Genomic DNA, 25,001 nt, shown 5'->3' on the forward strand with positions numbered 1-25,001 from the left:
TTATTCCTGTGAGTTAAACACAATTATGTAGGGGAATGACAAGCCTGTCAAACACCAGAACCGGAACAATTAGATTTTACGCGCCTTCACCTATTTTCATTTTATAAAAACCCATGGCAAATAATGAAAAACGGCAAAGCCAGGAAATCTCCTGGCTTTGCCCATTATACCTTTGCGTCGTTTTGTCAGCCGGAGAATATCCAGTTAGAGAGCAGCACCACGGCAACCCCTCCAACCAGCGTGACATACGGCAGAATCCCAGCCCGCTTGGTGGAGACGTCGCCTGACCCGCCGACATGCAAATCCTCCAGCATATTTGCGGGGAATTTTCCACCATCCTGAATGAAATGGCGGAAGCAGAATACCGGAATAATTAAAGATGCAAAAATCAAACCGGCCCAAAGCGCATCAGGATTCCAGGTTTTCGCGCCAGCCCCCATGAATACGGCATTGACGAAAGCAAACACGCTGCCCAGCCCCAGAAGCCAGGTCGGCGCGCGGTAGGGGCGAGCGGTTTTCCCTGAGTCCATCCGGTGAATCCACCCCGCATTCAGATTCAGGAAGTTGAAGATAATATAACCACAATTTGAAACCGCCAGAATGAAGAAGAAGCTGGTGGCATCCGTTGAGGCGACCGCCAGAACGAGCAGGTTGGCGCAAAGGTCAGTCCACATCGCCCGCGTCGGCGCACCGTGCGCGTTAACATGCGTGAGGTATTTCGGCAGCCAGCCATCGACCGAGCCTTGATAAAGAGTCCGCGATGAACCCGCCATCGCCGTCATGATGGAGAGGATCAACGCCAATATCATCAGCATGACCATAACGGAATGGATCAACGCACCGCCGCCGACCATATCCGCCATGGCTGACGCGACCCCGGTGCCAGCGGCAATCGAGGGGTCCAGCATGCCCGTCAGCCCAAGTGCGCCCTGAAAGGTGAAGGGCACAAGGATGAAGAGCAACAAACAAAGCAGGCCGGAATAGAAAATCGCCTTGAACGTATCCGTCCCAGGGTTTTTAAACTCGCTTGTATAACAAACGGCCGTTTCAAAACCATAGGTGGACCAGGCGGCAATGAACATGGCGCCCAGCACAAGGGTCCAGCCAGACATGTTCCACATCCCCAACCCCGGCGCACCGGCGCTGGCGAGGGGAACCAGCGGCCAATAGCTGGAGTTATAATGCACAGCACCATTTAAAAGTGGCACCACGCCGACGATGAGCATCGGAATAATTACCAGAAGCCCAATGTATTTCTGGACATTTGCGGTTCCGAGAATGCCCCGGTGCTGAATCGCAAAAGTCACCAGCATCAGAATCGCGCCGATAAAAAAAGTCGAATTCAACGAGAACCCGACCGCGCCAAGCCTGCCGCTGAACAATGTCCAGGTTTGCAGGCTGGGGGTTAGCGCCGCTATGGCAGCGCTGACCTGGGCAGATTGGCCACCGGCAATGCCAGCGCCATGTTGCGCGATCCATTGCAGAACCACAGGCGAATTGGCGGCCGGGATGGGCGCGAAGGCGTTCAGGATATACCCGGCCGCAATGGTGCAGCCCAGCGAGAGTACCGGCGACCAAGCAAACCAGTTGCACCAGACCGAGAGCGGCGCGATAAACTTGCTGTAACGGATCCACGCGGCGGCGCCATAGATTGAAGCCCCACCTGATTTATTTGGAAACAGGCCGGCAATTTCAGCGTAGGTGAACGACTGGATGAAGCCCATGAGCATCGAGGCCGTCCAAATTAAAAAGGCGAGATTTCCGACCATTCCGGAAATCCCGCCTATCGAAAATAGCACCAATGCCGGAACACCGCTGGCAACCCAGAACGCCCCCTTCCAGTCGATGGAGCGGCGTAACGTACCCGCCTCTCCGATCGCTACGCCGGTTTCTGCCGTTATATCGCTCATTATTACCCCCACAGTTTATAATAACCTGGAACGCGGCTTTGAACTCGCCTTCCGGCCCAGACCAACACCCTCCGTTTAGGTAAGCAAATGCTATGCCAACATTATTTTTGGTGTAAACGGCCTGTTTTTGGCTGGTCTGAAAGCGGACGAATTTCTTAATGGTTAAAGTTTGTACTTCTTATGAATACGTTTTGCGCTTTGGTCAACATTTATGCTTTGCAGGAATGACACTGAAAGGGCAAATAAATTGGCCGGCGCCACCGCTCAGTTCAGCAGCCGTGCGGCGCCCCAGCCGTGGCGCGATCACCACTGCCCACGGCACTTTGCGTTTGCCGGACCAGACGGTGACCGGCATGAAACATGAGACGGGCGGACTCCCCGCCCGTCTGGGTCATCAAACCACTTCGGCGGCCGGAGAGAGCTGGTCGAACGCTTCCAACGCCTGCGCGGCATACATCACCGAAGGCCCCGCGCCCATGTAGATCGCCATGCCCATCGTTTCGGTCACTTCCTCGCGCGTGGCGCCAGACTTAACAGCACCTTCGGCATGGTAGGCAATGCAGGGCGCGCAACGCGTCGCCACGCCAATCGCCAGCGCGATCAGCTCCTTTGTTTTCCCGTCCAGCGCGCCGCCGCCATGCGCGGCCTTGGCCATATCGGCAAAGCTTTTCATCACGTCCGGCGCGCCCTGGCGCAGGTTCTTCACACCGCCATTCATATTGGCGATCAGGTCTTTCCAGTCCTCAATCATGGGGGCCTCCCTTATTTAAAAGCGCAGCCCACCGGCAGACCAAGTTTCTTGAACACAAATGCCGCAGGGCAAACCCCGGTGAACCCCGTCTGCAACAGGTTCAACCCGACAAATGCGGTGAACAGCAGAAACCACTGGCTCACCCAGAGTGTCAGCGCCAGGCTCAGCAGCACCATGGCACCGGCGAAAGAGAACACGGCTCTATCAATTGTCATCAGCTTTTCCTTTTCAATTATCCAACGGCCTGGCGTGCCCAGCGCACGATCTGTTCAGCCGTCATCGCCCCGGCGTTCTGTTTCACCAGCACGCCATCCTTAAACAGCAACAGAGTGGGAATCGCCCGCACGCCATAGCGGGTCATGGTTCCCGGCGCGTCGTCGCCGTTCAGTTTCAACAGCCGCATCCGCGGCTCAAGCTGCGCCGCCGCCTGTTCATAATGCGGCGCCATCGAGCGGCAAGGCCCGCACCACGGCGCCCAGATGTCAATCAACACCGGCACACCATCATTCTTCAAATGGCGCGCCAGCCCGGCCTCATCCACATTCGCCGGATGCCCGTCAAACAACGGCTTATGGCACTCCCCGCACCGCGGCGCCGCCCCCAGTTTTTCCGCCGGGAGACGGTTAACCGCGCCACAGGCCGGGCAAACCAGAGTGATCGCCATAGACCTCTCCTTTTTAAAAAAGTTTCTAGTGCGGCTTATGCTCAATTTTATGAATTTTCATCTTCTTCATCAGATACCGCTCATAAAACGGCTCGCTCTTGCCAATGCGGATTTTACGTAAAAAATACCGCTCGAACCCGATCTTCGCCAGATGCACCCATTTACCCTTGGCCGACCAGTTGGCATTGCGCGGCGGCAACTGCGGCTGCGCCACAAAGGCAACACCACCGTCGCCGAAATCCGCCAGGCAGATCGCGTTCCACGTCGGCTTGATGGTGGCATCCCCGCCGCGCAGCAGCGCACCGATGTTATGCGCCGTCGAGGTGACCATCGACTCGATCATGAAACCGGTTTTTGGCACGCCCAGCGGCACCGGGGTTTTACCAATCGGCGGAATCGCGACACAAACGCCGATGGAGAACACATTCCGGTAGGTCGGGTTACGCTGATACGCATCGGCCAGAATAAACCCGCGCGGATTGGTCAGCCCTGCCACGCCAAACACCGCCGGCACACCGCGGAACGGCGGCATCAGCATGCTGTAGCCAAAATCCAACGTATGCGTGGCCTTGAGGCTGGCATCCTCGGCCAGCTCCTCCACCACCATCTGCCCGGCGTTTATCTCCTTCACCCGCGCATTGGTAATCCATTTGATATGCCGGTTGCGCAGCTCGCTTTCCATCATCCCCTTGGTGTCACCCACGCCATCGAGCCCGAGATGCCCGATATATGGTTCAGGGGTTATGTAGGTCATCGGCACCCTGTTGCGGATGCCGCGCTTGCGCAGTTCGGTATCAACGATGAACGCAAACTCATAGGCGGGGCCGAAGCAGGAAACCCCCTGCGCCGCGCCGATCACAATCGGGCCGGGATTTTTGCAGAATTCCTCGAACGCCGCGAAAGCCTGCTCGGCATGGCCGGTCTCGCAGATCGACTGCGTATGCGCCTTCGGCCCAAGCCCCGGAATTTCGTCAAACGCCAGCTCCGGCCCGGTGGCGATAATCAGGTAATCATAGGGTATCGTGGCGCCACCGGCCATCTTGACCAGATTTTCCTCCGGCACAACGCGCTCCGCCCCCTCGGTGATGAAGCGAATTTTCTTCTTCTTCATCACCTTTGTCAGATCAACCTCAATATCCTTGCGCTCGCGCCAGCCCACCCCCACCCAGGGGTTGGATGGGTAGAACTGATACAGCGAGCCCTTGCCGATGAGGGTAATCCGGTCATCGGGCCGCAACTGATCCGACATTTCATATGCCATCAAAGTTCCGCCTAATCCGGCGCCTAAAATTACGATCTCAGCCATGGATTGAGTCCCCGTGTGATTTTGCCGTTGCGTATATATTCGTTTATTCGTATATACGCAACTATGAAAATAGATGCCAGTCTCATGCATAGTGCCGCCGGACAAGCTAGCGAGATGTTAAAGTCGCTGGCAAACCCGCACCGGTTGATGATTCTTTGCCAGTTGCTCGAAGGCGAACGTTCCGTCGGCGATCTCGCGGCCTTTCTGGATCTGCGCAGTTCCACCGTTTCCCAGCATCTGGCGCTGCTGCGCCGCGATGCCCTGGTTGCCTCCCGGCGGGAGGGCCAGACAATATGGTACGGCATCGCCAGCACGCCCGCAAAAAAAATTCTTGAAACATTGTTTGAACTTTACTGCGCGCCGCGTAACGATACCCCCCAAGCCACCGGCGGCTTTTGCGCCACCCCCACCCAAACGCTCCCACTGAAAGGCTAACCCCATGTTCTTCAACAAAAAAAAATCAGACCTGCGCGACTTCACCCCGGCCGAGCTGCATGATGCCCTGGCCCGCCACGCGGTAACGCTGGTGGATGTGCGCGAACCCGGCGAATTCGCCGCCGCGCGCATCCACGGCTCGGTGCTCTTCCCCTTGTCAAGCTTTGACCCGCAGGCCCTCCCGCACGACCCGGCCAAACCCATCGTCCTGCACTGCGGCATCGGCCGCCGCTCACAGGCCGCGGCCGATCTCTGCCGCAAGGCGGGAGTTGAAATCGCGGGCCACCTCGCAGGCGGCCTCACCGCCTGGCTACAGGCCGGCCTGCCCGTCGTCACGGTAGACCCCGCCTCGGGAAAAACCGTCGACCGCGCTTAATCTTTCCCAGCTAGGAAAAACCACATGCGCCTCTCCGCCCTGGCCCTGTCAGCCTGCCTCGCCGCCAGCCCCGTTGCGGCCATCGCCGCCCAGCCCCCCGCGGCCTTCACCGTCGCCACCGGGCTGATCGCCGACCAGAAGGCAGTCTTCGCCACAGTGGAGAGCGCGCATGTGGTTCCCGCCCGCACCCGGCTCGGCGGCACCATCGTCGCCCTCTCGGTGCGCGATGGTGACGCCGTCACCGCCGGGCAGACCATCGCCATCGTCGCCGACTCCGCGATGGCGCAGCAGTTGCAATCGCTGGACGCCAGCATCGCCGGCCTGCGCGCGCAGTTGGCGCAAGCCAACATAGACCTCACCCGCGCCCAGCGGCTCATCGGCAGCGGCGCCATCGCCCGCTCCACGCTGGACCAGGCGCAAACCGCGCAGAACGTCGCCACCAGCAGCCTGAAATCACAGATCGCCGCGCGCAACGCCCTGGCCGAGCAAATCGCCAACGGCGCCGTGCTGGCCCCTGTCTCCGGCCGCGTGCTGCACCGGCCCGTCACCCAAGGCAGTGTGGTGGTCGGCGGCGACACCATCGCCACCATCGCCGAGCAAGATTACGTCCTGCGTCTGGAAGTGCCGGAATATCATTCCAGCATCATGCATGTGGGCGATCTGGTCCGCATCGATAATGCCTCCCCCACCCCCGTATTCGGCAAAATCACCCTGGTTTATCCGCAGATCCAGAACGGCGATGTCGAGGCCGATGCAACCGCCCCCGGTCTTGGCGATTATTTCGTCGGCCAGCGCATTCAGGTGTGGATCTCCGCCGGCCAGCGCCCCGGCCTAGTGATCCCCGCCTCCTACATCGAATCGCGCTTCGGCCTTGATTACGTCGAGCTGCAAACCCCCGGCGGCCAGCCTACCGCGATTCCGGTGCAGCGCGGCGCGCCGCAGCCAAGCCCCTCCATGCCTGATGGCGTCGAGATCCTCTCCGGCTTGCAGCCCGGCAACGTCCTCATCGCCCCGGCCGCGCCATGAACCTCGGCCTCTCTGGCGCGCTGACCAAGCGCTTCATCCGCTCGCCCCTCTCGCCGCTCTTCCTCATCGCCGCCCTCATGGCCGGGATGATCGCGCTCATCACCATCCCGCGCGAGGAAGACCCGCAAATCCATGTCCCAATGGTTGACGTGATGGTCAACACCGACGGCCTGAAGGCCGGCGACGGCGTTGAGCTTGTCACCAAACCGCTGGAGACCATCCTGCGCGCCATCCCCGGCGTTGAGCACATCTACAGCACAAGCGTTGACAACCATGTCACCGTCACCGCCCGCTTCGTCGTCGGCACCAACGAGGACAGCGCGGTCCTGCGCGTCAACGACAAAATCCGCGCCAATCTGGACCGCATCCCCATCGGCATCCCCGAGCCGCTGGTGGTTGGCCGCGGGATTGACGATGTCGCCATCGTCACCCTCACCCTCACCCCCAAACCAGACGCCGCCAACCAGTGGGATGAAGCCGGGCTGACCCAGCTCGCGCAGAAACTCCAGGGCGAGCTCATCAAAATCCCCAGCGTCGGCCTCACCTACATCGCGGGTGAGGACCCGGAGCAAATCCGCATCGAGCCGGACCCGGAAAAACTGATGCTCTACGGCGTCACCCTGCAACAGCTGGTGGCGCGCGTGCAGGAGGCCAACCAGACCTTCAGCGCCGGCTCCATCCGCGACAACGAGCAGATGCAGGGCGTGGACGTTGGCCATACCCTCTCCGGCGTGCCCGACATCGGCCTGCTGCTGGTCACCACGCGCGACAACCGCCCCGTCTATGTCCGCGACGTGGCAAAAGTCGTCTTCGGCCCCAAACCGCTGGAGCAGCAGGTCTGGGCGCTCAACCGCGGCAAAACCGGCTGGACCCAATCCCCCGCCGTGACCCTGGCCGTCGCCAAGGTCAGCGGCGCCAATGCCGTCACCGTGGCGCAAGCCGTTCTGGCGCAGGTCAAAACCCTGCAAGGCCAGCTGATCCCCGGCGACATCAACGTGCAGGTCACCCGTGACTACGGCCAGACCGCCACGCAAAAAGCCAATGAGCTGCTCTTCCACCTGGCGCTGGCCACCATCTCCATCGTGCTGCTCATCGGCTTCACCCTTGGCTGGCGCGAAGCCGCCGTCACCGCGGTGGTTATCCCCACCACCATCCTGCTCGCCATCTTCGCCGCCGAGATGATGGGCTACACGATCAACCGGGTCAGCCTGTTCGCGCTCATCTTCTCCATCGGCATATTGGTCGACGACGCGATCGTGGTCATCGAGAACATCACCCGCCATTGGGAGATGCACGATAACCGCTCGCGCCTGCAGGCCGCCATCGAGGCGGTGGCCGAGGTCGGCAACCCGACCATTTTCGCCACCCTCACCGTGGTCATGGCGCTGCTGCCGATGCTCTTCGTCAGCGGCCTCATGGGCCCCTACATGGCGCCGATCCCCGCGGTCGCCTCGGCGGCCATGGTCTTCTCCTTTTTTGTCGCCGTGACCGTGGTTCCCTGGCTGATGCTCAAATTTGTCAAACCGGGCAAAACACCGCCCGGCGGGCATGGCGCGCACCACGGCGGAAGGCTGGCAAGCATCTACCTGCGCATCGCCACGCCAGTGCTCAAAACCCGCAAACGCGCCCTGCGGTTTCTGCTCATCGTCGGCGCCGCGACCATCCTGGCCTGCTCGATGTTCTATTTCGAGCTGGTGAAGGTCAAACTCCTGCCGTTCGACAATAAATCGGAGCTGGACGTGGTGCTCAACCTGCCGCCCGGCGCCACGCTGGAGGATACCGAACGCTCCCTCTTCGCCGCCGCCAAAATCGCCGGCGCCACGAAGGAGGTCACCTCCATGCAGGTTTATGCCGGCACACCGGCCCCTTTTGATTTCAACGGTCTGGTCCGCCACTACTACGCCCGCCAGTCACCCGAGCTGGGTGAGCTGCACATCGTCCTGGTCGACAAGACCAAGCGCTCGCGCGAGAGCCACGCCATCGCCATCGCGCTGCGCCAACAACTCGACTCCGGCCTCACCCTCCCGCCCGGCGGCGTCATCAAAGTGGTGGAAGTCCCCCCCGGCCCGCCGGTCATTGCCTCGCTGCTGGCTGAAATCTACGGCCCCGATCAGGCCACGCGCCTCGCTGTCGCGCAGCGCGTCAAGTCCATCTTCAAATCCATCCCCTTCATCGTCGATGTCGATGATAGCTACGGCCTGCCACCCCCGCGCCTGAACATCACCGTCGACCAGGACGAGCTGGAATATTTCCACGTCCAGCAAAGCGACGTGAACGCCACGTTGAAAGACCTCTTCTCCGGCAACGGCATAGGCTATTCCTATCGCGGCATTGACCGGCCACCGCTGGAAATCGCCATCGGCCTGCCCAAATCCGGCCTCACCTGGAACCAGTCGGTCGCTGACACCCCGATTCCCGCCAACGCACTGCCCGGCGCGCGCGGCGTGGTGGAACTCGGCCAGGTGGTAAACGTGCAGAACACCCTCGGCTCGCGGGCCATCTACCGCCGCGACGGTCATTACGCCGACATGGTGACGGGCGAGCTGGCAGGCCAGTTCGAGGCGCCGATCTACGGCATGTTCGCCGTTGATAAAGCAATCGAAAACGCCAACTGGGGCAGCCTGCCCAAACCCGATATCCGCTTCGTCGGCCAGCCCACCAATGAGTCCAAACCCTCCCTGCTGTGGGACGGCGAATGGCAGATCACCTATGTCACCTTCCGCGACATGGGTATCGCCTTCGGTGTCGCCATCCTGGGCATCTATGTGCTGGTGGTGGCGCAGTTCGGCAGTTTCAAACTGCCGCTGGTGGTACTCACCCCCATCCCGCTCACCCTCATCGGCATCATGCTCGGCCACTGGCTGCTGGGCGCCGATTTCACCGCCACCTCGATGATCGGCTTCATCGCGCTCGCCGGCATCATCGTGCGCAACTCCATCCTGCTGGTGGATTTCATCCGCTACCGGCAGGGCTCGGGCCGTCCGCTGCGCACAATCCTGCTGGAAGCCGGGGCCATCCGCGCCAAGCCCATCCTGCTCACCGCCATCGCCGCGATGATCAGCGCCTTCACCATCCTCTCAGACCCGATCTTCCAGGGCCTCGCCACCTCGTTGTTATTCGGTCTGGCGTCATCAACGCTGCTGACCTTGCTGGTTATTCCGGCTGTCTACGTGGTTCTGCGTGACGATGGACGGCCCCATGACGCACAATAACCCCCCCGATCCGCATCTCGCCCAGGCCACGCGGCAGATCCTCAAGGCGCGGCAATCACCGCGCCTTGAGGTAAAAACATTCTTCGACGAAGCCACCTTCACCGCGAGCCACGTCGTGCACGACCCCGCAACCAGACGCGGCGCGGTGATTGACTGCGTGCTGGATTTCGACACCGCCGCCGGGCGCACCACCACCGTCTCGGCGGACGCGATCATCGCCTATATCCGCGCCACCGGCATCACGCTGGACTGGCTGCTCGAAACCCACGCCCACGCCGACCATCTCTCCGCCGCGCCCTATATCCAGCAGCATTGCGGCGGCCAGATCGCGATCGGGCGCGGTATCCTCACCGTGCAGAACGTCTTTGGCAAAATCTTCAACCTCGGCGATGAATTCACGCGCGACGGCTCGCAGTTCGGCCATCTGTTCGATGACGGCGCAGCCTTCGCGCTCGGCGGCATCCCCGTCATCGCCCTGCACGTCCCCGGCCACACCCCGGCGGACATGGCCTATATCATCGGCGAAGCCGCCTTCATCGGCGACACGATGTTCATGCCCGACTACGGCACCGCGCGCGCCGATTTCCCCGGCGGCGACGCCCGCCAGCTCTACCGCTCCATCCGCCGCCTGCTCACCCTGCCCGCCGCCACGCGGGTGTTTCTCTGCCACGACTATAAAGCCCCCGGCCGCGACACCTACGCCTGGGAAACCACCATCGAAGCCGAACGCGGCAATGTCCATATCCAGGACGGCGTCAGCGAGGATGCCTTCCACGCCATGCGCACCGCGCGCGACGCGACATTGGGCATGCCCAAGCTCATTCTGCCCTCGGTGCAGGTCAACATCCGCGGCGGCCGGCTGCCTCCCCCCGAGGATAACGGCACCAGCTACCTCAAGCTTCCGCTGAACCTGTTATGATTCTCACACCTCTCCAACTCGGCCTCGGCGGGTTTTCGGGCACACTCGTCGGCTTCACCCTCGGGCTGGTCGGCGGCGGCGGCTCCATCCTGGCGGTGCCGCTCATGCTCTATGTCGTCGGCATCAAAAACCCGCACATCGCCATCGGCACCAGCGCGCTGGCCGTCGCCGCCAATGCCGCGACCGGCCTCTTCAACCACCACCGCGCGGGCACCGTGCGCTGGCAATGCGGCGGCATGTTCGCTGTCGCGGGCGTCCTCGGCGCTTTGTTCGGCAGCAGCGCCGGCAAGGCGTTCGACGGCCAGAAGCTCCTCTTCCTGTTCGCTTTGCTGATGATCGCGGTCGGCATCCTGATGCTGCGCAGACGCCGCAACACCGGCAACGATGCCGCCGAGTGCAAACGCCAGAACGCCCCGAAAGTGCTGAGCATCGGCCTCGCCACGGGTCTGTTCTCTGGTTTCTTCGGCATTGGCGGCGGCTTTCTCATCGTCCCCGGCCTGCTTATCTCAACCGGCATGCCCGTGCTCAACGCCATCGGCACATCCCTGATCGCCGTCACCGCCTTCGGGCTGACAACCGCCTTCAACTACGCCCTCTCCGGCCTGGTCGACTGGCCCCTGGCCATCGTCTTCATCCTCGGGGGCTTCCTCGGCAGCTTCTTTGGCATGCGCACCGCCCGGTTTCTCTCCGGCACCGCCGGGCGCCTCAACACAGTCTTCGCCGGGCTGATCTTCGCCGTCGCCGTCTACATGCTATATCGCAGCGCCGCCGCCCTGGGGTTCAACCTCTCCGCGTTATGAACCAGCCAGCATCATCCCGTCGATCCGCAGCGTCGGCGCGTCGGTGCCGCGCTTGAACTCCAAATCGTTGGCGGGCCGCAGCGCCGCGAACATGTCGCGCAGGTTCCCCGCGATGGTAAACTCCGCCACCGGCTCGGCCAACTGGCCGTCACGGATCATGAACCCCGCCGCCCCGCGCGAATAATCGCCGGTAATGCCGTTCACGCCCATGCCGATCAACTCGGTTACGAACAGCCCCTCGCCGATATCCGCCATCAGCTCCCGCGGGCTCATCGCCCCCGGCTCCATGTAAAAATTACTGACCCCGCCCGCGTTCCCCGTGGTCTTCAGGCCAAGCTGGTTGGCGCTGCGCGTGTCCAAAATCCAACTTGTCAGAACGCCATCGCCGATAAACGCGCGCCGCCCGCCGGGCTGGCCTTCGCGGTCGAACGGGCGCGAGCGCCGCCCGCGCACGCGCAGCGGATCATCGATAATGCGTATCCCCGGCGCGAACACCGCCTGCCCCAGCGCATCCTTCAGGAACGAGGTTTTGCGCGCAATCGCCGCACCGTTGATCGCCCCGGCGAGATGCCCGAGAAAACTTCCCGCCACGCGCGGATGGAACAGCACCGGCAGCTTGCCGGTTTTTGGCCGCACCGGGTTGAGCCGCGCCAGCGCCTGCTCCGCCGCCCTGCGGCCCAGCACCGCCGGGTCCTCCAGGTCAGCGCCATGCCCGGCGGATGAGGAGTCATAATCGCGCTGCATCCCTGTCCCCGTCCCCGCGATCGCGGTGGCGGAAACCCCGTGGTAGGAGCGCGGATACATGCCCGCAAACCCCAGGCTGGTCGCCCGCAACACATAGCTGCGCGACCAGCTGGCCGATGCTCCCTCCGAATTGGTGATCCCCGGCACCGCCAGTGCCGCATCCTCGGCGGCGGCGGCGCGGGCGATCAGCACCGCCATGCCGGGCTCCAGCGGATCATCCAGATCCAGCAGCGCCGCATCCATCGGCGGCGGCGCTTCGGGGATTTCCGCATAAGGGTCTTCCGGCACCACCCGGGCCATCGCCACCGCCTGCTCAGCAAGGCGCGCAAACGCCGCCGGATCAATCGAGCTGGCCGAAATCGAGGCGCTGCATTTGCCGACAAACACCCGCAGCCCCAACTCGCGGGATTCCGCGCGCTCGGTTTCCTCGATTTTGCCAAGCCGCCGCTGCACCGAAATCGAGGTGCCGGCACTCAGGCCCACTTCCGCCACATCCGCCCCGGCGGCCTTCGCCGCGCGCAAAAATTCCTGCGCCTGGCCCAACAGCTCCTGGTTTTCGCGCATGTTCAAGCCGCCAGACTATCAATGATGGATGAGAGTTTCGGCACCTGCCCGATCGGCCCGATGGTCGCCAGCGTCGGCCGGGATTTGAAAATCTTCGCCGCCGCCGCGCACACATCCGCCTGCGTCACCGCCTCGATCTTGGCCACCGTCTCGGCGGCGGGGATCACCCGGCCAAAAATCTGCCACTGGCGCGCCAGCTGTTCGCAGCGGCTCCCGGTTGACTCCAGGCTCATCAGCAACCCGGCCTTGAGCTGCGCCCGCGCCCGGTTCAGCTCCGCCTCGCTCACCGCCAGCTGCACCTTCGCCAGCTCCTCCAGCGTCACCGGCATCAGCTCGGCCGCCTCGGACTCACCAGTCCCCGCGTAAATCCCGAACAACCCGCCATCCTCGGCCGGCGCGGTGAAGCTGTAGATGGAATAAACCAGCCCCCGCTTCTCGCGGATTTCCTGGAACAACCGTGAAGACATGCCCCCGCCCAGCAGAGTCGAGAGCAGCATCGAGGGGTAATAATCCGGCTCGCCGTAAGCCGGCGCATCAAACCCCAGCACGATATGCGCCTGGTCCAGCTCGCGCGACTCCCGGTATTCGCCGCCCGTGTAATCCGCCGCCATCGGCTCATGCCGCTCGGCCTTGGGCAGGTCGGCAAAGTGGCGCGCCACCATATCCACCAGCCGCTCATGCTCCAGATTGCCGCAGGCGGCGATGACCATGTTCTCTGGTGTATAATGCGCGGCCATGAACCCCGGCAGCGCATCGCGCTTCATGCCTTTGATGATTGCCTCGGTCCCCAGTACCGGCCGCCCCATCGGCTGCGAGGGATACGCGGCCGACTGGAAATGGTCGAACACAATATCGTCGGGCGTGTCATTCGCCTGGCCGATCTCCTGCAAAATCACGCCCCGCTCGCGCTCCAGCTCCTCCACCTCAAAAGTGGAATGGCAGAGAATATCGCCGATGATATCAACGCCAAGCCCCAGGTCCTCCTTGAGCAGCTTGACATAATAGGCCGTCTGCTCGCGCGAGGTATAGGCGTTGATATGCCCGCCGACATTCTCAATCGCCTCGGCGATGTCGATGGCCGAGCGGCTCGTGGTGCCCTTGAACGCCATATGCTCCAGAAAATGCGCGACGCCGTTTTCCGCCGCCATCTCATGGCGCGTCCCCGCCCCGATATACGCCCCGAAGGAGACCGTCTCCACCCGCTCCATCCGCTCCGTCAGCACCGTCAGGCCCGAGGGCAGGGTGGTAATCTTAACCTGTTCAGTCATCAAATATTCCTGTTCGCAAAATTCCGCACCAACCCCTTAACCTGCTCAAAATCGTTCGGGGCGGTCACATAACGCTCTTGTCTCTCATATAGGCCGGATAAATGCGGTGGTAAGGCCGGGCGGAAACCAACGGCCTTTTCGATGGCATCGGGGAATTTGGCCGGATGCGCCGTCGCCGCCACGATCACCGGCAGCCCCACCGGCGCGCAGGCCCGCGCCGCCGCCAGGCCGATGGCCGTATGCGGGTCAGCCAGATATTGCGCCTCGCGCCAGGTGCGGGCGACCTCCGCCAGCGTCGCCTCGTCGCTGAGCCGGAAGCCCGTGAAATCACGCCGGATCGCGCGCCACACATCCTCCGCCACGCTCATTTTCCCGGTGGCGCGGAAATCCGCCATGGTCCGCGCCGTGGCCTGCGCGTCACGGCCCAGGAACTCATGGAGCAGCCGCTCGAAATTGGAGCTGACACCAATGTCCATGGAAGGCGACAGGCTTTCCTCCACCGGGCGCAGGCTCATGTCGTTGCTCGCCAGAAACCGGCTCAAAATATCGTTGCGGTTGCTCGCCACGATGAATTTGCCGATCGGCACGCCCATCTGCTTGGCGGCCCAGGCGGCCAGCACATTGCCGAAATTGCCCGTCGGCACCGCGACAGCAACCTCGCGCTCCGGCGCGCCCAGCGCCAGCGCGGCCGCGAAATAATACGGTATCTGCGCCGCGATCCGCGCGAAATTGATGGAATTGACCGCTGAGAGGCTGATCGCGGTGCGCAGCGGCACATCGGCGAACATCGCCTTCACCATGTCCTGGCAATCGTCAAAATTGCCCTTCAGCGCGATGTTCATCACGTTCGGCGCGGTCACCGTGGTCATCTGGCGGCGCTGCACCTCGCTGGTGCGCCCTTCGGGGTGCAAAATAACAATATCCACCCGGCTGCGCCCGGCCATCGCCTCGATCGCCGCCGAGCCGGTATCGCCCGAGGTGGCGCCGGCGATGCAAACCCGCCCGCCCCGTGCCGCCAGCACATGCTCAAACAAATGCCCGGCCAGTTGCAGCGCCAGATCCTTGAAGGCCAGCGTCGGCCCATGAAAAAGCTCCAGCGCGAAGATGCCGGTATCAAGCTGCACCAGCGGCACCACGGCGGGGTGCGAGAACCCGGCATAGGCGCGGCGGCACATCGCCTGTAAATCAGCAAAATCAATCGCTTCGCCCACAAACGGCGCCATCACCCGCGCCGCCAGCTCCGCATAGGGCAGGCCGCGCAACGCCCTTAATTCGGCGGCGGAAAACCGTGGCCAGCTCTCGGGCATATACAACCCGCCGTCATCGGCCAGCCCCGCCAGCAGCACGTCCGCAAAATCCTTACCCTCAGCCTGACCCCGTGTGGATACGTAACGCATAAATCTCTCCAATGGTGCTGTGGCTATACTATCGGGCCAAGGCTGGCAGCAATGCGTCCAGCCGCTTGCGGCCCTCCGCCGTCGCCGCCAGATGCGTCGAGGTCTGGACCAGATACCCCTCCTCGACGCAGGCCGCCAAAATCACCGGCTCCACCGCGTCGGGCAGCGCCGTGCCGGTGCGCGCGAAAAAATGCTCAAAACCTATGCCCTCGGCCAGCCGCAACCCCATCAGCAGCGCCTCGCGGGCGCGATCGCGGGTGTTCACCACCTCCTCGCGCGCCGTCCCGCTGCCGGTGGTCTCCACCAGTTCCGCCCACGCCTCCGGCCCGCGATGCTTCGCGCCCGCCACCAGCCCCCCTCCCAGGGTCAACCTGCCATGCGCGCCAGGGCCGATCCCGGCGTAATCATCATAGCGCCAATAGCTCAGATTATGCCGGCTCTCGCCGCCCGGCCTGGCGTAGTTGGAAATCTCATACGGCAGCAGCCCGAAGCGCGCCGCCTCCTCGGCGGTGGCGTCATACAGCGCCGCCGCCAGCTCCTCGCCCGGCATCTCGAACGCCCCGCGCGCATAAAGCGTGTGGAATTTGGTGCCTTCCTCGATGGTGAGCTGGTAGAGCGACAAATGGTCCGCCGCCAACCCCAGCGCGAACCGCACCTCTTCCCGCCACGCCGCCACGCTCTGCCCCGGCCGCGCGAAAATCAGGTCAAACGACAATCGCGGAAAAATTTTCCGCGCCAGCTCGATGGCATCAACCGCCTGCCCCGCCGAATGCTCCCGCCCTAAAAATTTCAGCGCCTCGGGCTCGAAACTCTGCACCCCGATGGAAACCCGGTTCACCCCCGCATCGCGATATCCGGCAAAGCGCCCGGCCTCGATACTGGTCGGGTTCGCCTCCAGCGTGATCTCGATATCCGCCGCCGGGCTAAACAGCGCCGCGGCATCGCCGATCAGCGCCGCGACATTCTCCGGGTCGAGCAGGCTCGGCGTGCCGCCGCCAAAAAAAATCGAGGTCAGCCGCCGGGGGCCGATGCGCGCCGCCTCATGCGCCAGCTCGCGCCGCAGCGCCGCCACCATGCGCGCCTGCGGGATTTTCTCGCGGACATGGGAGTTAAAGTCGCAATACGGGCATTTGCTCAGGCAAAACGGCCAGTGAATATAGAGGGCAAGCGGGTCCATCGCCTGGACATACGCCAATCTCTCCGCCTATCCAAAACCATGGACGCCATCACCGTAACCAACCTGGTCAAGCGCTACCCGCACACGCTGGCGGTGGACGATATCTCCTTCACCCTGCCCCAGGGCGGCGTGCTCGGCCTGCTCGGCGGCAACGGGGCGGGCAAGACCACCACCATCTCCATGCTGCTCGGCCTGCTGGTCCCAACCTCCGGGCAGATCACCGTGCTGGGCCACGACATCGCCCGCGACCGCTTCAAGGCGCTGGAGCGGATGAATTTCTCCTCGCCCTATATCGCCCTGCCCGCCCGGCTCTCGGTGGAGGAGAACCTGCGCGTCTATGGGCATCTCTATAACGTGCCCAACCTGCGCCGGCGCATCGCAGAGCTGACCGGGCAGTTCCACCTCGGCGCCTTGCTCGCGCGCCCCGCCGGGGAACTCTCCGCCGGGCAGAAAACCCGCGTGGCGCTGGCCAAATCACTCATCAACAAGCCGGACCTGCTGCTGCTCGACGAACCCACCGCCAGCCTCGACCCCGACACCGGCGACTACGTGCGCACCATGCTGGAAGCCTACCGGGCCGAGACCAACGCCGCCATTCTGCTCGCCTCGCACAACATGGCCGAGGTCGAGCGCCTGTGCGATACGGTGCTGATGCTCAAAGCCGGCAAAATCGTCGACCAGGGCACGCCCGATGCGCTGATCGCCCGCTATGGGCGCGAGGACCTCGAGCAGGTGTTTCTTGATATCGCGCGGCGGGAAGAACCATGAAAACCTCCCTGCGCCGTATCTGGGCGATGATCTACCGCCACCTTGCCGTATACCGCCGCTCCTGGCCGCGCGTCGCCGAGATCGCCTACTGGCCGACGCTCAACCTGCTGATCTGGGGCTTCACCGCCAGCTATATCGCGCATCTGCGCGGCGCGCCCGGGGTGCAGACCGGCGGCGCGCTCATCGCCGGGGTATTGCTGTGGGAGATCACCCTGCGCGGGCAGCTTGGCGTCACGCTGGGGTTTCTGGAGGAGATCTGGTCGCGCAACCTGGGGCATATATTCGTGAGCCCCCTGCGCCCGGCGGAGCTGCTGGCGGCCCTGCTCTCGGTTTCGCTGCTGCGCACGCTGGCCGGCCTGTTTCCTGCCACAATCATCGCCTACCTGCTCTATCACTACAACATCTTGCTACTGGGGCCGGTGCTGTTGCTGTTTTTTGTTAACCTTCTGTTCATGGGCTGGTGGATCGCCTTGGGCATCGTCTCGCTGCTCTTCCGCTACGGCGCGGGCGCCGAGGCGCTGGCCTGGACCATCGCCTTCGGCATCACCCCGGTTGCCTGCGTCTACTATCCGGCCTCGGCGCTGCCGGTCTGGCTGCAACCCGTGGCCATGGCGCTGCCGGCCGCGCATGTGTTCGCCGGCATGCGCGCGGGCCTGTTTCAACACGCCGCCGACTGGCCGGACCTGGCCTCGGCCTGCGCCCTCAACCTCGCCTGGATGCTGCTGGCCATCGTGGTTTTCAGCGCCGAATTCCGCCGCGCACGCATTCGTGGCGCGCTCATCTCAATTGGGGAATAGTCTTGATCCAACGCTTCTGGCTCATCCGTCACGCGCTCGTCCATCCCGGCTCGATGCAGCATCTCTACGGCACCAACGACGTGCCGATTTGCGACGAGACCATGGCCGCCGACGCCCCGCGCTACGCAGCACTCGCCGCCCGCCTGCCCCGCCCCGCGCGGCTGATCTGCACGCCCCTCACCCGCACCCAGCTCACCGCCGCCGCGCTGATCCGCGCCGGCTACCCAGATGAGACCCCGCTGATCGACCCCGCCTTCGTCGAGCAGAATTTCGGCGCCTTCCAGGGCCAGCCGATCTCCACCTTCGATGCCCGTTCCACCGCCGAGCGCCATCCGTTCTGGCCGATCCACGCGCAGGAAACCCCGCCGGAGGGCGAGAATTTCGAGACCATGATCGCGCGCACCGGCGCCGGGCTGGAACGGCTGCTGGCGGCGCCGGAACACGACACCATCATCGTCTCGCATGGCGGGGCCATCCGCGCGATGTGCGCCTATGCGCTTGGCCTCACCGCGCATCAGGCGCTCTGCCTCTCGGTGGACAACATCTCCCTCACCCGGCTGGAGTATAACCGCCACGGCTGGCGAATCTTGTCGGTTAATGAACACCTCTCCACCATGGCTTGCGCAACTCCATTGCCGCCCTCAAATGAAGACATCAGCCGCCATCCGAAACAAAACCAAGGAGCCTCCGCATGAAATCCCTCTTCCTCGGCCTGGCCATCACCGCGGCCACCCTCGCGGCCCCCGCCGCCGCGATCGCGGGCACGCCCCAACATCTGGTTGACAGCGCGACCCTCGCGGTCGAGGACATGATGGGCGGCACCGAGGGCAGCCAGGCGCAGATATTCCTGCGCAAGGCCAAGGCCGTGGTGGTCTGCCCGGATATTTTCCGCGCCGGCTTCTTCATCGGCGGCGAGGGCGGCGGTTGTGTCATGTCCTCGCGCACCGCTGACGGCAGCTGGTCCTATCCGGCCTTCTACAACCTGGGCAGCGGCAGCTTCGGCCTGCAGATCGGCGTGCAGAACGCCGAGGTGATGATGCTCATCATGACCGATGGCGGGTTGAACGCCATGCTCAACAGCCAGTTCAAGATCGGCGCCGATGCCGGCCTCGCCGTGGCGACGCTGGGGGCAGGCGTCAACGGCGCCATGTCCACCGCCATCAATGCCGATATCCTCACCTTCTCGAAAGCCCAGGGGCTCTACGGCGGGATCTCGCTCTCCGGCTCGGTGCTCTCAAACGATGCCGGTGTGGAGCAAGCCTATTACGGGCAGCAGCTCGACGCCCGGCAGATCGTCGTGGACGGCCAGGGCGCCAACCCCGGCGCCAATCCGCTGCGCACGATCCTGGGACGCTACGGGCAGTGATAAATTGTTTTCCCGGCATGACCCCCGCATGAATTAGGGCGCATGTAAAAAACAAATATCCAACAGTTGGTTACAGCGCTTTCCGCACGGACGTTTCAGGTGAAGCATCCGTGCGGTGCTGTTTCAGGCAGCGCTGTTTCAGTATGTCACCACCGAGCGGATGCTCTCGCCGCGGCGCATCAGCTCGAAACCTTCGTTAATTTTCTCGAAGGGCATAACATGGGTGATCAGATCATCGATGTTGATCTTGCCGTCCATGTACCAGTCAACGATTTTCGGCACATCGGTGCGTCCGCGCGCGCCGCCAAAGGCCGTGCCCTTCCAGCTGCGCCCGGTGACAAGCTGGAACGGCCGGGTGGAAATCTCCTGTCCCGCGCCCGCGACGCCGATGATGATGGAGGTGCCCCAGCCACGATGGCAGCATTCCAGCGCCTGGCGCATCACCTTCACATTGCCGATGCACTCAAAGGAGTAATCCGCGCCGCCATCGGTCAAGTTGACCAGATATGGCACCAGGTCTTCCCCAATTTCAGCCGGGTTCACGAAATGCGTCATGCCGAATTTCTCGGCCATGGCCTTGCGGCCGTTGTTGAGGTCGACGCCGATGATCTTGTCAGCACCCGCGATGCGCGCCCCCTGGATGACATTCAGGCCGATGCCGCCGAGGCCGAAGATCACCACGTTATCGCCCGGTTGCACCTTGGCGGTGTTGAACACGGCGCCAATGCCGGTGGTGACGCCGCAGCCGATGTAGCAGATTTTATCAAACGGCGCGTCCTCACGCACTTTCGCCAGCGCGATTTCGGGCAAAACGGTGAAATTGGCGAAGGTGGAGCAGCCCATATAGTGCATCACCGGCGCGCCGTCGCAGGAAAACCGCGATGTGCCGTCGGGCATCACACCCTTGCCCTGGGTGGTGCGGATGGCGGTGCAGAGATTGGTTTTGCGCGAGAGGCAGGATTTACAGTTGCGGCATTCAGGCGTGTAGAGCGGGATGACGTGATCGCCCTTTTTGAGCGAGGTGACGCCAGGGCCGACCTCGACCACGATGCCGGCACCCTCATGCCCCAGGACCGCGGGGAAAATGCCTTCAGGGTCGGCGCCGGAGAGGGTGTAGTCATCAGTGTGGCAGATGCCGGTGGCTTTGACCTCCACCATCACCTCACCGAATTTAGGCCCTTCGATGTCAATGATTTCGAGCGAGAGCGGCTGGCCCGCCGCCCGTGCCACGGCTGCGCGTGTTTTCATGATTCTGTGTCTCCCTTGAATGCCGATGCCGGATAGCCTTGAGCAAACAATAGAGAGGTAAGGCCGGTATGTTCAATACGGTTGCTCACCTGGGCGGCGACGACCGGCTTTGGAAAATACGCCACCCCCAGCCCGGCGGCCTGAAGCATGGCAAGATCGTTGGCGCCATCGCCCACCGCCATGGTGGCGGCGAGCTTCACCCCGCGTTTCTCCGCCAGCTCGGTCAGCGTGGCGAGCTTGGCGTCGCGGTCGAGAATCGGCTCGGCGACCTCGCCGGTGAGGGTTGAGCCATTGTCCAGCAGGGTGTTGGCGCGGTGAATGTCAAACCCCAGCTCGGCGGCGACGCGGGCGGTGAAATAGGTGAAACCGCCCGAGACCAGCGCCGTGGTGGCGCCAAAGCTGCGCATGGTGGCAATCAGCGTGCGCGCACCTGGGCAGAACTCGATGGCGCTCCAGGTGCGCTCCAGCGCGGAAATGTCCAGCCCCTTGAGCATGGCGACCCGCTCACGCAGGGCCGTGGCGAAATCGATCTCGCCGTTCATGGAACGCGCGGTGATGGCGGCGATCTGCTCTTTCAGCCCGGCAAAGGCGGCGATTTCGTCCAGGGTTTCGGCGGTGATGATGGTGCTGTCCATATCCGCCACCAGCACAGCCTTGCGGCGGCCGCGGAATTTGGTGACGAACACATCCAGCGCCTTGTGCTCCAGCACCATCTGGAGCTGGGCGATGTCAGGCGGGTTTTTGACGATGAATTCCGCCGCTTGCGCGGGGCTGAGCCAGTTGAGATGCTGACCGGCGCAAAAATCGCGCGCGCGCTCGGCCATGGCTTGAGTGAGGGGACCGGCTTGCCGGTTGGCTACCAAAATGACGATATAGGACATGGGCGAGACTGGTAGGACAGAGAACGGTGGATGGGCAAGGGACGCAGCGCGCGGGGCTGGTGGGGCGGCCGCGCGCCAAAACAGGACACTCGTTTTGGTGGCCGGACCGACCGCGAGCGGCAAATCGGCGCTGGCCTTAGCGCTGGCGCGCGCGCTGGGGGGCACGGTCATCAACGCCGATGCGATGCAGTGTTACCGTGAATTGCGGCTGATCACGGCGCGGCCTTCGCCCGAGGATGAGGCGCTGGCGCCGCACCGGCTCTACGGGGTGCGCGCGGCGGCGGAGCCGGCCAATGCAGCCTGGTGGCGCGGCGCGGCGCTGGCGGAGATGAACAACTGCGGCTTGCCGATTCTCTGCGGCGGCACCGGGATGTATTTCTCGGCGCTGATCAACGGCATCGCGCAGGTGCCAGAACCCGGGGCGCAGGCCCGCACCGAGGCGCGGCGCCTGCTCGCGGAGCTTGGCGCACCGGCGCTGCATGCGCTGCTGGACGGCGAGACGGCCTTGCGGCTGAAACCCAATGACAGCCAGCGGGTGGCGCGGGCCTATGAGGTGCTGCTCGGCACCGGCCAGGGGCTGGCGGCGTGGCAGCGCCTCACGACGCACCGGCTGGAAGGCTGGCGGGTGCGGATGATTTTGCTGGACCCGCCGCGCGAGGTATTGCGCGAGGCGATTGCGGCGCGGTTCGCCGCGATGCTGGCCGCCGGGGCGGTTGAGGAGGTGAGAAATTTCCTCAGCCTGGGGCTGGATGCCAGCCTGCCGCTGATGCGCGCGCATGGGGTGCCGGAGCTGGGGGCGTATCTGCGCGGCGAAATCACGTTGGGCGAGGCCACAGCGCGGGTGGTGCTGGCGACCCACCAGTACACCAAGCGGCAGATGACCTGGTTCCGGCACCAGAAACTTGTCGACAGCCCTGATATGCAAATAATACAAACAAGAATCAGCAGTTTCACGCAACTTTCGGAAAGTTTTATTGGCGGTTTGGTTAATTTTATAAATGGCACGGTTGACCAGCCAGGGCTGAGCCTGTAGCGGTGCGCCTTTAGGCAATGGCAGGCGGCAGGATCGTTATGGACGGCATGAGCACCACGACAGAGATAATGGCATCAGGCGCGCAAGCGCTGCTCCGGGCGCTGAAGGCGCAGGGGGTGGACGTTATTTTCGGCTATCCCGGCGGCGCGGTGCTGCCCATCTATGACGCCATTTTCCAGCAGAACGCGATCCGCCATATTCTGGTGCGCCATGAGCAGGCCGCCGTGCATGCCGCCGAGGGCTATGCGCGCTCCACCGGCAAGGTCGGCGTGGTGCTGGTAACCTCCGGCCCCGGCGCGACCAACGCGGTGACCGGGCTGGTGGACGCGCTGATGGACAGCATCCCCCTGGTCTGCCTGACCGGCCAGGTGCCAACGCATCTGATCGGCAATGACGCCTTCCAGGAGGCCGACACCACCGGCATCACCCGCCAGGCGACCAAGCATAACTATCTGGTGAAGCGCTCGGAGGATCTGACGCGCGTGGTGCACGAGGCGTTCCATGTCGCCAAAACCGGGCGGCCGGGGCCGGTGCTGATCGATCTGCCGAAGGATATTCTCATCAACCCCGCGCCCTATAACGAGGCAAGCACGGCGCAGCACCGCAGCTACCGGCCCCGCACCGAGCCAGACCCGGCGCGCATCGCCGAGGCGATCGCCTTGCTCAAGCGCAGCGAGCGGCCAATTGTTTACGCCGGCGGCGGGATTATCAACGCCGGGCCTGAGGCCTCGAAACTATTGACTGAATTCGTGCGGCTGACCGGCTTCCCCTGCACCACCACGTTAATGGGGCTGGGGGCTTATCCGGCCTCCGATCCGCAGTTTGTCGGCATGCTGGGCATGCACGGCACTTATGAAGCCAATTTGGTGATGCACGGCGCGGATGTGATGCTGAACCTGGGCGCGCGCTTCGATGACCGGGTGACCGGGCGGTTGAACGCGTTCTCACCCGGCTCGAAGAAAATCCATGCCGATATCGACCCCTCCAGCATCAATAAATCAGTCGCGGTGGATGTCGCGATTATCGGCGACGCGGCGGCGACTCTGCGCGCGCTGATCGCGGCATGGAAGCAGGACCCCGCACAGCAGGACCGCGCGGCGATTGCCAAATGGTGGCAGCAGATCGACTTCTGGCGCTCGAAGGATTCGTTGCGTTTTACGCAAAACCGCGAGCGCGGCAGCATCATCAAACCGCAATACGCGATCGAGCAGCTTTATAAAGCCACGCGCGGGCGCGATACGTTCGTTACCACCGAGGTTGGGCAGCACCAGATGTGGGCCGCACAGCACTTCAAGTTTGACAAGCCAAACCATTGGATGACCTCTGGCGGGCTGGGCACCATGGGCTATGGCCTACCGGCGGCGATGGGCGTTCAGGTGGCGCACCCGGATGCGCTGGTGATCGACATTGCAGGCGAGGCCAGCATTTTAATGAACATCCAGGAGATGGGCACGCTGGCGCAATACCGGCTGCCGGTGAAGATTTTCATTCTGAACAACAAATACATGGGCATGGTGCGCCAGTGGCAGGAGTTGCTGCACGGCAACCGCTATTCTGAAAGCTACTCCGAGGCGTTGCCCGATTTCGTGAAACTGGCGGAGAGTTTCCACGCAGTCGGCCTGCGCGCGGAGAAGGTGGAAGACCTCGACCGGGTGATTGCCGAGATGCTCGCTGTGGACAAGCCGGTGATCGCCGATATCTGCGTGGATGAGAAGGAAAACGTGTTCCCGATGATACCCTCGGGGGCCGCGCATAATGAAATGTTGCTGGGGCCGGAACATAAAAATGGCGGCAACCCCGGTGTAACCGATGCAGGATTGGCGCTGGTATAATGTCTGACACAAAAATGCGGTCCGCGACGATTTCAGTGCTGGTGGAGAATGAGTCCGGTGTTTTGGCGCGGGTGATCGGGCTTTTCTCGGGCCGGGGCTATAATATTGACAGTTTGACGGTGGCGCCCGTGGAGCGCGACGGCAGCAAGAGCCGGATCACCATCGTGACCTCGGGCACGGAGATGGTGATCGAGCAGATCAAAGCGCAGCTCGGCCGGCTGGTGCCGGTTTATAAGGTGGCTGATCTCTCCAAGGAGGGTCCGCATCTGGCGCGCGAGCTGGCGCTGATTAAAGTGGTGGGCACGGGCAATGCGCGCCAGGAGGCGCTTCGGCTGGCTGATGCTTTTAGGGCGCGGGTGATTGATGCGTCGACGGAAAGTTTTATATTTGAGCTGACCGGGGCGACGGATAAATTGGACGCGTTTTTGGATTTGATGCGCCCGCTGGGGCTGGCTGAGGTGAGCCGGACAGGGGTGGCGGCGATTGCACGGGGGAAGGTGGCGATTGAGTGAGGGGCGATTCCTTCC

24 protein-coding genes are annotated in these 25,001 nt (G+C 63.1%); 13 read left to right on the top strand and 11 right to left on the bottom strand.

What is annotated here, in order from left to right:
- Positions 1-185: 185 nt before the first annotated feature.
- The 5 genes from QQJ84_RS05925 to QQJ84_RS05945 all read right to left on the bottom strand — a co-directional run bounded on the left by QQJ84_RS05925 (position 186) and on the right by QQJ84_RS05945 (position 4,631).
- Complete coding sequence (locus QQJ84_RS05925) at positions 186-1,910, bottom strand: APC family permease (RefSeq protein WP_284257194.1); 1,725 nt, start codon at positions 1,908-1,910, stop codon at positions 186-188.
- Positions 1,911-2,304: 394 nt separating this feature from the next.
- Positions 2,305-2,661, bottom strand: coding sequence for a carboxymuconolactone decarboxylase family protein (locus QQJ84_RS05930; RefSeq protein ID WP_284257195.1), 357 nt, complete (start codon positions 2,659-2,661; stop codon positions 2,305-2,307).
- 11 nt (positions 2,662-2,672) lie between these two features.
- Positions 2,673-2,876, bottom strand: coding sequence for a YgaP family membrane protein (locus tag QQJ84_RS05935; protein WP_284257196.1), 204 nt, complete (start codon positions 2,874-2,876; stop codon positions 2,673-2,675).
- Between the two features lie 17 nt (positions 2,877-2,893).
- The gene (trxC, locus tag QQJ84_RS05940; RefSeq protein WP_284257197.1) at positions 2,894-3,325 is read right to left on the bottom strand and encodes a thioredoxin TrxC; all 432 of its coding nucleotides are present in this window, start codon (positions 3,323-3,325) and stop codon (positions 2,894-2,896) included.
- A 25-nt stretch (positions 3,326-3,350) separates the two neighbouring features.
- Positions 3,351-4,631, bottom strand: coding sequence for an NAD(P)/FAD-dependent oxidoreductase (locus QQJ84_RS05945; RefSeq protein ID WP_284257198.1), 1,281 nt, complete (start codon positions 4,629-4,631; stop codon positions 3,351-3,353).
- 15 nt (positions 4,632-4,646) lie between these two features.
- Between QQJ84_RS05945 and QQJ84_RS05950 the strand changes: the two genes are divergently transcribed.
- Genes QQJ84_RS05950 through QQJ84_RS05975 form a run of 6 tightly spaced genes read left to right on the top strand, consistent with a single transcriptional unit; the run spans position 4,647 to position 11,399 of the window.
- On the top strand, positions 4,647-5,066 hold the full coding sequence (locus tag QQJ84_RS05950) for an ArsR/SmtB family transcription factor (protein WP_348522667.1): 420 nt from the start codon (positions 4,647-4,649) through the stop codon (positions 5,064-5,066).
- 4 nt (positions 5,067-5,070) lie between these two features.
- Positions 5,071-5,442 carry a rhodanese-like domain-containing protein gene (locus QQJ84_RS05955; protein ID WP_284257199.1) on the top strand — a complete coding sequence of 124 codons (372 nt, stop codon included), beginning with the start codon at positions 5,071-5,073 and terminating at the stop codon, positions 5,440-5,442.
- 24 nt (positions 5,443-5,466) lie between these two features.
- The gene (locus QQJ84_RS05960) at positions 5,467-6,468 is read left to right on the top strand and encodes an efflux RND transporter periplasmic adaptor subunit (RefSeq protein WP_284257200.1); all 1,002 of its coding nucleotides are present in this window, start codon (positions 5,467-5,469) and stop codon (positions 6,466-6,468) included.
- The gene (locus tag QQJ84_RS05965; protein WP_284257201.1) at positions 6,465-9,680 is read left to right on the top strand and encodes an efflux RND transporter permease subunit; all 3,216 of its coding nucleotides are present in this window, start codon (positions 6,465-6,467) and stop codon (positions 9,678-9,680) included. Before QQJ84_RS05960 ends, QQJ84_RS05965 begins: the two co-directional genes overlap by 4 nt.
- The gene (locus QQJ84_RS05970; RefSeq protein WP_284257202.1) at positions 9,667-10,599 is read left to right on the top strand and encodes an MBL fold metallo-hydrolase; all 933 of its coding nucleotides are present in this window, start codon (positions 9,667-9,669) and stop codon (positions 10,597-10,599) included. Before QQJ84_RS05965 ends, QQJ84_RS05970 begins: the two co-directional genes overlap by 14 nt.
- Positions 10,596-11,399, top strand: a complete 804-nt coding sequence (locus tag QQJ84_RS05975; protein WP_284257203.1) for a sulfite exporter TauE/SafE family protein — start codon at positions 10,596-10,598, stop codon at positions 11,397-11,399. Before QQJ84_RS05970 ends, QQJ84_RS05975 begins: the two co-directional genes overlap by 4 nt.
- On the opposite strand, the gene QQJ84_RS05980 is transcribed toward QQJ84_RS05975, so the two are convergent.
- Genes QQJ84_RS05980 through hemW form a run of 4 tightly spaced genes read right to left on the bottom strand, consistent with a single transcriptional unit; the run spans position 11,394 to position 16,549 of the window.
- The gene (locus QQJ84_RS05980) at positions 11,394-12,707 is read right to left on the bottom strand and encodes a TldD/PmbA family protein (RefSeq protein WP_284257204.1); all 1,314 of its coding nucleotides are present in this window, start codon (positions 12,705-12,707) and stop codon (positions 11,394-11,396) included. The two genes, QQJ84_RS05975 and QQJ84_RS05980, sit on opposite strands and share 6 nt — an antisense overlap.
- Positions 12,708-12,709: 2 nt before the next feature.
- A complete protein-coding gene (locus tag QQJ84_RS05985) occupies positions 12,710-13,975 on the bottom strand; it encodes a M16 family metallopeptidase (protein ID WP_284257205.1) in 1,266 nt (421 codons plus the stop codon).
- Positions 13,975-15,372, bottom strand: coding sequence for a threonine synthase (gene thrC / locus QQJ84_RS05990; protein WP_284257206.1), 1,398 nt, complete (start codon positions 15,370-15,372; stop codon positions 13,975-13,977). The genes QQJ84_RS05985 and thrC overlap by 1 nt, the downstream gene beginning before the upstream one ends.
- 28 nt (positions 15,373-15,400) lie before the next feature.
- Positions 15,401-16,549, bottom strand: a complete 1,149-nt coding sequence (hemW, locus tag QQJ84_RS05995) for a radical SAM family heme chaperone HemW (RefSeq protein WP_284257256.1) — start codon at positions 16,547-16,549, stop codon at positions 15,401-15,403.
- 39 nt (positions 16,550-16,588) lie between these two features.
- On the opposite strand from hemW, the gene QQJ84_RS06000 reads away from it, so the two are divergent.
- From QQJ84_RS06000 to QQJ84_RS06015, 4 genes are read left to right on the top strand one after another with little or no spacing between them, the layout of a single operon-like run.
- A complete protein-coding gene (locus tag QQJ84_RS06000) occupies positions 16,589-17,317 on the top strand; it encodes an ABC transporter ATP-binding protein (RefSeq protein WP_284257207.1) in 729 nt (242 codons plus the stop codon).
- Positions 17,314-18,114: an ABC transporter permease gene (locus QQJ84_RS06005; RefSeq protein ID WP_284257208.1), complete on the top strand. Its 801-nt coding sequence runs from the start codon at positions 17,314-17,316 to the stop codon at positions 18,112-18,114. The genes QQJ84_RS06000 and QQJ84_RS06005 overlap by 4 nt, the downstream gene beginning before the upstream one ends.
- A gap of 2 nt (positions 18,115-18,116) precedes the next feature.
- Positions 18,117-18,809, top strand: a complete 693-nt coding sequence (locus QQJ84_RS06010; protein WP_284257209.1) for a histidine phosphatase family protein — start codon at positions 18,117-18,119, stop codon at positions 18,807-18,809.
- Positions 18,806-19,480, top strand: a complete 675-nt coding sequence (locus QQJ84_RS06015) for a lipid-binding SYLF domain-containing protein (protein WP_284257210.1) — start codon at positions 18,806-18,808, stop codon at positions 19,478-19,480. The genes QQJ84_RS06010 and QQJ84_RS06015 overlap by 4 nt, the downstream gene beginning before the upstream one ends.
- 138 nt (positions 19,481-19,618) lie before the next feature.
- Here QQJ84_RS06015 and QQJ84_RS06020 read toward each other — a convergent pair whose 3' ends face one another.
- Positions 19,619-20,728 (bottom strand): S-(hydroxymethyl)glutathione dehydrogenase/class III alcohol dehydrogenase, encoded by a 1,110-nt coding sequence (locus tag QQJ84_RS06020; protein WP_284257212.1) that lies wholly within the window; start codon positions 20,726-20,728, stop codon positions 19,619-19,621.
- Complete coding sequence (serB, locus tag QQJ84_RS06025) at positions 20,725-21,609, bottom strand: phosphoserine phosphatase SerB (protein ID WP_284257213.1); 885 nt, start codon at positions 21,607-21,609, stop codon at positions 20,725-20,727. Before serB ends, QQJ84_RS06020 begins: the two co-directional genes overlap by 4 nt.
- 94 nt (positions 21,610-21,703) lie before the next feature.
- Here serB and miaA point away from each other — a divergent pair, with 94 nt between their 5' ends.
- From miaA to ilvN, 3 genes are read left to right on the top strand one after another with little or no spacing between them, the layout of a single operon-like run.
- The gene (miaA, locus tag QQJ84_RS06030; RefSeq protein WP_408861841.1) at positions 21,704-22,642 is read left to right on the top strand and encodes a tRNA (adenosine(37)-N6)-dimethylallyltransferase MiaA; all 939 of its coding nucleotides are present in this window, start codon (positions 21,704-21,706) and stop codon (positions 22,640-22,642) included.
- Positions 22,643-22,689: 47 nt separating this feature from the next.
- Positions 22,690-24,474, top strand: a complete 1,785-nt coding sequence (locus tag QQJ84_RS06035) for an acetolactate synthase 3 large subunit (RefSeq protein WP_408861843.1) — start codon at positions 22,690-22,692, stop codon at positions 24,472-24,474.
- Entirely contained in the window at positions 24,474-24,986 is a 513-nt protein-coding gene (gene ilvN, locus QQJ84_RS06040) for an acetolactate synthase small subunit (protein ID WP_284257216.1), read from the top strand. The genes QQJ84_RS06035 and ilvN overlap by 1 nt, the downstream gene beginning before the upstream one ends.
- Positions 24,987-25,001 lie beyond the last annotated feature (15 nt).

The organism is Acidocella aquatica (assembly GCF_030160635.1).
GTDB classification, from domain to species: domain Bacteria; phylum Pseudomonadota; class Alphaproteobacteria; order Acetobacterales; family Acetobacteraceae; genus Acidocella; species Acidocella aquatica.

What these genes read in the sequence shown, in the direction of transcription:
- QQJ84_RS05985 (WP_284257205.1), bottom strand. Translation starts at nt 13,975, where the DNA reads ATGACTGAACAGGTTAAGATTACCACCCTGCCCTCGGGCCTGACGGTG.
- QQJ84_RS05935 (WP_284257196.1), bottom strand. Translation starts at nt 2,876, where the DNA reads ATGACAATTGATAGAGCCGTGTTCTCTTTCGCCGGTGCCATGGTGCTG.
- QQJ84_RS06020 (WP_284257212.1), bottom strand. Translation starts at nt 20,728, where the DNA reads ATGAAAACACGCGCAGCCGTGGCACGGGCGGCGGGCCAGCCGCTCTCG.
- QQJ84_RS06005 (WP_284257208.1), top strand. Translation starts at nt 17,314, where the DNA reads ATGAAAACCTCCCTGCGCCGTATCTGGGCGATGATCTACCGCCACCTT.
- QQJ84_RS06015 (WP_284257210.1), top strand. Translation starts at nt 18,806, where the DNA reads ATGAAATCCCTCTTCCTCGGCCTGGCCATCACCGCGGCCACCCTCGCG.
- QQJ84_RS05960 (WP_284257200.1), top strand. Translation starts at nt 5,467, where the DNA reads ATGCGCCTCTCCGCCCTGGCCCTGTCAGCCTGCCTCGCCGCCAGCCCC.
- QQJ84_RS05975 (WP_284257203.1), top strand. Translation starts at nt 10,596, where the DNA reads ATGATTCTCACACCTCTCCAACTCGGCCTCGGCGGGTTTTCGGGCACA.
- QQJ84_RS05945 (WP_284257198.1), bottom strand. Translation starts at nt 4,631, where the DNA reads ATGGCTGAGATCGTAATTTTAGGCGCCGGATTAGGCGGAACTTTGATG.
- ilvN (WP_284257216.1), top strand. Translation starts at nt 24,474, where the DNA reads ATGTCTGACACAAAAATGCGGTCCGCGACGATTTCAGTGCTGGTGGAG.
- QQJ84_RS05955 (WP_284257199.1), top strand. Translation starts at nt 5,071, where the DNA reads ATGTTCTTCAACAAAAAAAAATCAGACCTGCGCGACTTCACCCCGGCC.
- QQJ84_RS05980 (WP_284257204.1), bottom strand. Translation starts at nt 12,707, where the DNA reads ATGCGCGAAAACCAGGAGCTGTTGGGCCAGGCGCAGGAATTTTTGCGC.
- QQJ84_RS05965 (WP_284257201.1), top strand. Translation starts at nt 6,465, where the DNA reads ATGAACCTCGGCCTCTCTGGCGCGCTGACCAAGCGCTTCATCCGCTCG.
- QQJ84_RS05930 (WP_284257195.1), bottom strand. Translation starts at nt 2,661, where the DNA reads ATGATTGAGGACTGGAAAGACCTGATCGCCAATATGAATGGCGGTGTG.
- thrC (WP_284257206.1), bottom strand. Translation starts at nt 15,372, where the DNA reads ATGCGTTACGTATCCACACGGGGTCAGGCTGAGGGTAAGGATTTTGCG.
- hemW (WP_284257256.1), bottom strand. Translation starts at nt 16,549, where the DNA reads ATGGACCCGCTTGCCCTCTATATTCACTGGCCGTTTTGCCTGAGCAAA.
- serB (WP_284257213.1), bottom strand. Translation starts at nt 21,609, where the DNA reads ATGTCCTATATCGTCATTTTGGTAGCCAACCGGCAAGCCGGTCCCCTC.
- QQJ84_RS06000 (WP_284257207.1), top strand. Translation starts at nt 16,589, where the DNA reads ATGGACGCCATCACCGTAACCAACCTGGTCAAGCGCTACCCGCACACG.
- QQJ84_RS05925 (WP_284257194.1), bottom strand. Translation starts at nt 1,910, where the DNA reads ATGAGCGATATAACGGCAGAAACCGGCGTAGCGATCGGAGAGGCGGGT.
- trxC (WP_284257197.1), bottom strand. Translation starts at nt 3,325, where the DNA reads ATGGCGATCACTCTGGTTTGCCCGGCCTGTGGCGCGGTTAACCGTCTC.
- QQJ84_RS06035 (WP_408861843.1), top strand. Translation starts at nt 22,690, where the DNA reads ATGAGCACCACGACAGAGATAATGGCATCAGGCGCGCAAGCGCTGCTC.
- QQJ84_RS05970 (WP_284257202.1), top strand. Translation starts at nt 9,667, where the DNA reads ATGACGCACAATAACCCCCCCGATCCGCATCTCGCCCAGGCCACGCGG.